Consider the following 5,478-nt stretch of genomic DNA (forward strand, 5'->3'; position numbering starts at 1 on the left):
ACCATGGTGGCGGGGAAGGCGGCGTTCTCTGCCACGTAGCGCCCAAGCTCCGCGTTGCGAAGGCTTGCGAGGCGCGTGACCACCTTGGCGACGGTGCGGCCATTCTCAGGGAGATTGTCGCAGCACAGCACGGTGAAGGGCGCGAGGCCGCGGGCCTTTCGCGCCCGCAATGCCTCGACGAGGAAGCCCGGTGCGGAGCGGGGGCGTTCCGGATTGGCGATGTCGTGGATGATGTCGGGGTGCTGTTCGTTCAACTCGCCCGTCGCCGGATCGTGGCAATAGCCTTTCTCGGTGACCGTGAGGGAGACGATCTTGACCGAGGGCAGGCACATGGCCTCGATGAGGGCTTGAGGGTTCTCAGGCGCCACGATCACCCCGCGCAGCGCGCCGATCACGCGGCAGCGTTCGCCCGCCTCGTCGCTCTCGGCAATCGTGTAGAGATAGTCCTGCGGGGCCAGCGCATCGCGCGTGTCGGCTGAGCGGAGGCTGGCGCCCATGATGCCCCAGCGCCTGTCGCCGCTGCGCAGCACGGCATCGGTATAATCCGCCATATGCGCGCGGTGGAAGGCGCCCACACCCAGATGCACGATGCCGATGTCGATGAGGGCGGGGTCATAGGCGAGGCCCTTGACGGTCTTGAGCGAGAGCCTGTCCATCACGCCTCCTTGATATGCGCCACGCGGAGACCGTTGATGCCCGTGCCCCTCAGGATCAAGACGCCGTTGAGGGTGTCTACCACGAGGGGATCGAGCGTGAAAAGCATCCGCGCCTTGCGTGGCGGAAACGGTGAGCACGGGTCCCGCGAGCGTCACATGGCAGCGCGTCCCGACGGTCTCCTGCCTGGCGAAGGCCCATGTCTGGGGCGGGCTTCAGGCCGAGGCGGCTTGCGCCGCTTCGCTGCGCTCCGCCAGCTTGGCGCGTTCCTTGGCGCGTTCGGCTTGGGATTCTTCGCGCCGTTTCACCACCTCGTAGATGATAGCGCCCAAGAGCGAGAGGCCGATGATGATGACGGCGAGCGCGGAGAGGGCGGGCGTGGTGCCCTGGCGCACTTCGCCCGCCAGTACGGTGACCAGCGTCTTGTCAGCGAGGATGGCGAAGGTGGTGGTGTTGTAGTTCTCGAAGCTCGACAGGAAGGCGATGACGGCCGCCGAGATCAGCGCTGGCTTCAGGAACGGCAGCAGGATGTGCCAGAACACCTGCGGGTGCGAGGCGCCGAGGTCGAGGGCTGCTTCCTCCTGGGCGCGGTCGAAGCGCTGGAGCCTGGCCATGATGATGAGCAGGGCATAGGCCGCGATGAAGCTCGACTGGCCGAGGATGGCGAGGATCACGCCCTTGTAGAAGGTGGCCTTGGTGAAGTCCGTCAGCCCCATCATGTCTTTCCAGAAGATCACGGTGGAGATGCCGATGATGACGCCGGGGGTGAGCACCGGCGAGACGGTGACAAGGTAAAAGAGGCCGCGGGCGCGGTGATAGATCTGGCCCATGATGATGGCCGCGGCGAGACCCACCGGCACCGAGACGGCGACGACGCCGAGACCGATGATGATAGAATTCTTGAGGCCATCCATCATGGCGCGGTGGTTCCACAGCTTCACGAACCAGTCGAGGGTGAAGCCCTCGAAGGGAATAGCGGTGGGGTAGTTGGGCGTGTTGAAGGCGGTGACGCCCATAACCATCAGCGGACCGAAGAGATAAAGGAAGAAGAGGGCGATGTAGAAGCCGATCATCCCCTTCATGACGAGTTTGGAACTCACTTGATCGTCTCCCCGAGCGAGACCTTGAACAGGCGCAGCATCAGCATCACGAATGCGATGCATGCGGCAAGCAGGATGAAGGCATAGGCTGCACCGCGGGGCCAGTTGAAGGCCTGGAAGAAGAAATCATAGACGATGGACGTGAACCACAGCGTCGACGGGCCGCCGAGGAACTGCGGCGCCGCCAGAGATCCTGCCGCCAGCATGAACACCATGGTGCAGCCCGATGCAATGCCGGGCTTGGCATAGGGAATGACCACATCGCGGTGGATCTTCCACCATGGGGCGCCAAGATCGCGCGCGGCCTCGATCTGGTTCTTGTCCAGGCTTTCGATGGCGTTATAGAGCGGGAAGACCATCACGAGCAGATAGGCATAGGAGAGGCCGACGTAGAGACCAACGTCCATCGCCAGGAAGTCCAGCGGCTTTTCCGTGAAACCCATGCCCATCAGTGCCTGGTTGATGAGGCCTTTGGACGCAAGGAGCAGGCGTAATGAGAAGGCGCGCAGGATTTCGTTGACCCAGTAGGGCACGATCAGGCCCAGCATGATCAGGCGCACCTTCTGCGCCGTTCCGGCCTGGGCCATGTAGTATGCGAGCGGATAGCAGATGGCGAAATTCAGCGCCGTCACCAGCACCGAAGTGAGGATGGTGAAGGCGAAGGCCCAGATGTGTGTTGTGTTGAGCTTGTCGTCCACCGGGTTGATGAAAAAGGACTTGTATTGCGCGATGGTGAGGACATCCTCCGGCCCGCCACGCTTGGCGGGCGGCAGCTTCGGATGGAAGCTCTCGACCACCATATAGAGATATGGCAGCACCACCAGGAACAGCGCCCAGAACGCCACGAGCAGAATGAAGCTCACGCCCAGCACAGTGCCGTTGCGCTCGAAGAAGCTCTTGTGGGTGGGGTCATGCGCCAGCTTCTTTTCCGTCTTGGCCATCACCCAGAAGATGGCGATGACGACGACGGGGATGAGGAAGACGATGAAACGGCTACTCACGGGCCATCTTCCCTTCGGCCAGCACGATGCCCATGTCCGGCTCGTAGTGGATGGTGGCGCGCTCGCCCTGCACGGGGATCGGTGCGCCGCCGTGGCGGCCGACCGTGACGGTGATTTCCTTCTTGGTGGCGCCCTTCAGGAACACATGCGTGGCATTGCCCTCGAAGGCGGAAGAGATGGTTTCGGAGCTGATCGTGGCATCGCCCGCGCCCTCGCCGAGACGGAAGGATTCCGGCCGGACGAAGAGGATGGCCTTGTCGCCCGCCTTCAGCCCCTTGGGATTGCGCCCGCGCAACGGTCCATGCGCGGTCTCGACCACGGCGAAGGAAGAATCGGCCTGCGCCACGCGGCCGGGGAAGGGGTTGTTCTCGCCCACGAAGGAGGCGACGAAGGGCGTGTCGGGATGGTCATAGACGGTCTTGCCGTCGGAGACCTGCTGGATGACGCCGTCCGACATCACCGCGATGCGGTCTGACATGGTCAGCGCCTCACCCTGGTCGTGGGTGATGTAGATGAAGGTGATGCCCACCTGCTGCTGGATGGCGCGCAGCTCGTTTCTCATGTGCTGGCGGAGCTTGAGGTCGAGGGCTGACAAGGGCTCGTCGAGGAGCAGCACCTTGGGCTGGACGGCCAGCGCGCGGGCGATCGCCACGCGCTGCTTCTGGCCGCCGGACAATTCGCTCACCAGCTTGTTGCCCTGGTCAGGCAGCGCGATGAGGTCGAGCAATTCGCCCGCCCGCTTCATGCGCTCTGCCTTGGAAGCGCCGCGCACGCGCAGGCCATAGGTGATGTTGTCGGACACCGTCATCAGCGGGAAGAGGGCGAGGTTCTGGAAGATCAGCGCGGTCGGCCGCTTGTTGGGGCCGATCCCGTTCATGTCCTGCCCGCCGATCCGAACGCGGCCCGCGGACGGATCAAGGAAGCCCGATACGGTGCGCAGGATCGTCGTCTTGCCGCAGCCCGAAGGACCCAGGAAGGAAAAAAACTCGCCACCTTTGATGTTGAGTGTTGCGTCGTCCACGGCCGTGAACTGGCCAAACCTTACGGTCACGTGATCGAGCTCTACGCCGGCGCTCATTCCCTTGCCTACCCCTGTAATGCCTGTTGCGCTGTCTTGCTGCAGCTGTCCCGGTCTTGTTTCGCCCGAACCGTGACTGAATTCAAGCATCACGGAGTAAGGCTCAAAAAACAACCAGCCCCGGCATGCGGGGCTGGTTGCAGCTTCATGCGCTTGCGCGTCAGGCGGCCTTGAACTTGTCCGTGTACTGGCTGCGGATCTCCGCATACCAGGTGGGCTCCGCCGGCCAGGGCCAGAGGTTCGCCAGCGCGTCGCCGGGGAATGCTTCCTGGAAGTTCTTCTTGGCGACGTCGGAGAGCAGCGCGTCGGCGCCGGTGACGGTCGGGTTGTAGCCCGAGCCTTCGGCGACGGCGGCAGAGGCCTCCGGAGTCTGCAGATATTCGAGGAAGGCGTAGATCTGGTCGACGTTCTTTGCAGCCTTCAGCATCGAGAGGCCGTCAACCCAGGCAATGGCGCCTTCCTTCGGCGCCTGGTAGTTCACAGGCTTGCCGTCCTTCTTCAGCGACAGGGCGGGGCCATCCCAGGTCTGGCCGATCCACACGTCGTTCTCCATCAGGCCCGACTTGGTGTTGTCTGCCGAATCCCAGAACTGCTTGACCCAGGACTTGTGCTCGATGGCGAAAGCGAGGATGGGATCCCAGACCTTCTTGAAGCTCTCTTCATCCTTGTAGCCGTCCAGCATGCGGTTGGAAGCCATCTTGCCGGAAGCATCCCACCACAGGCCGATGCCGAGCAGGAAGGAGTGTCCGCGGCCCTGCGTATGGCCCTTGACATCCTCGGCCCAGAGCGAGCCGTAGCTCAGATCCTTGGGATCGCCCTTCCACAGGTCGGTGCGGTAGGAGATGGCTTCCGAGCCCCAGCAATGGGGCATGTAGTAGAGGCCGTCTTCCCAGGTCCAGAGATCGCCCGCAGCCTTGGCCATGGAGGGGATGATGACGGAGTGGTTCTTCACCCGGTTCATGTCGAAGGGAGCGAGAACAGCGAGGTCCTTGTACTGGGGAGCGCGGTTCTGCGTGGGCTGGCAGAGGTCGAAGCCTTCGCCGCCAGTGGCCTGCAGCTTGTTGATCTGCTCCTCGTTCTGCGAGAACGGGGTCTGGTTCACCTTGATGCCCGTGGCCTTCTCGAAGTTCGGGATCACCGGATCCGGGAACTCGTCCGACCACATGAGCAGATTGAGCTCGCCCGAAGACGACAGCGCGTTCTTCGTGTAGAGCGGGGCAGCGAAGCCGACAGCGCCCAGCGCCACGGCAGATTTCAGGATCGAACGGCGCGACATCGCCGCCGCGCGGATGGTTTCCTGCGCAGATGTAAGCTTCTTCATATAGAGTAACCTCCTAATTGGCCCCGGGCGTGACTGCCCGGCGCAGATCCCTGTTCCAGTCCGGACGGTTTCCGGCTTCTTGGTTCATTTCAATCTAATATGACGAGCATGTAACAGGGTGGCAATGGGGTTCTCGGAACTGGCACTAAATGGCACAGTTGGCTGGATGGACCCCATCCCTCTCTCTCCAAGAATAACGGGCGATACGCGCGGAGATTGATCACGCCGAGACCCTGTTGCGCCCGGCGGCCTTCGCCTCATAGAGCTTGGCATCCGCCCGGGCGATGAGGCCGCTCGTTCCCTCGCCCGGCTGCAGAACCGCCA

Annotated in this window: 4 protein-coding genes and 1 pseudogene; all 5 read right to left on the reverse strand. The window is 63.0% G+C overall.

All coding sequences use genetic code 11. From position 1 onward, the window contains the following. Nucleotides 1-656 (reverse strand): annotated as a pseudogene (locus ACILRA_RS19090) (mannitol dehydrogenase family protein); the annotation flags it as partial. Between the two features lie 213 nt (nt 657-869). After that, on the reverse strand, nt 870-1,754 hold the full coding sequence (locus tag ACILRA_RS19095; protein ID WP_395663648.1) for an ABC transporter permease: 885 nt from the start codon (nt 1,752-1,754) through the stop codon (nt 870-872). After that, nucleotides 1,751-2,755: an ABC transporter permease gene (locus ACILRA_RS19100; RefSeq protein WP_395663649.1), complete on the reverse strand. Its 1,005-nt coding sequence runs from the start codon at nt 2,753-2,755 to the stop codon at nt 1,751-1,753. The genes ACILRA_RS19095 and ACILRA_RS19100 overlap by 4 nt, the downstream gene beginning before the upstream one ends. Continuing rightward, nucleotides 2,748-3,833: an ABC transporter ATP-binding protein gene (locus ACILRA_RS19105; RefSeq protein WP_395663650.1), complete on the reverse strand. Its 1,086-nt coding sequence runs from the start codon at nt 3,831-3,833 to the stop codon at nt 2,748-2,750. The genes ACILRA_RS19100 and ACILRA_RS19105 overlap by 8 nt, the downstream gene beginning before the upstream one ends. 160 nt (nt 3,834-3,993) lie before the next feature. Then, nucleotides 3,994-5,154 (reverse strand): extracellular solute-binding protein, encoded by a 1,161-nt coding sequence (locus ACILRA_RS19110; RefSeq protein WP_395663651.1) that lies wholly within the window; start codon nt 5,152-5,154, stop codon nt 3,994-3,996. Nucleotides 5,155-5,478: the final 324 nt, after the last annotated feature.

Source organism: Aestuariivirga sp. (assembly GCF_044239095.1).
In the GTDB taxonomy this organism is placed as follows: Bacteria; Pseudomonadota; Alphaproteobacteria; order Rhizobiales; family Aestuariivirgaceae; genus Aestuariivirga.